Raw genomic sequence first — 288 nt, forward strand, 5'->3', positions numbered from 1 at the left:
GTTTTGTACTGGTTGTCGGGTTTGACCTGTACTGACGAAAATTTCATGCAAAAAGCCGGCGCCTTTCGCAAAGCAGCGGAATTAGGTTTGGCGATTGTATGTCCTGATACCAGCCCGCGTGGCACAGAATATCCGAACGAACATGAAAGCTATGACTTTGGTTCTGGGGCGGGATTTTATCTCAATGCGACCGTGGAGCCGTATTCGAACACCTATCACATGTACGATTACGTGGTACAAGAGTTGCCACATTTGATCGAGACGAACTTTCCTGTCACTGACAAACGT

1 protein-coding gene is annotated in these 288 nt (G+C 47.6%); it reads left to right on the plus strand.

Going from position 1 to position 288, the window contains the following annotated elements; all coding sequences use genetic code 11:
* Positions 1-288 (plus strand): alpha/beta hydrolase-fold protein (locus AAEZ02_RS22185; RefSeq protein ID WP_351125170.1); only part of this gene is annotated, 288 nt, incomplete at both ends.

Source organism: Shewanella sp. T24-MNA-CIBAN-0130 (genome assembly GCF_040310185.1).
Taxonomy (GTDB): domain Bacteria; phylum Pseudomonadota; class Gammaproteobacteria; order Enterobacterales; family Shewanellaceae; genus Shewanella; species Shewanella psychromarinicola.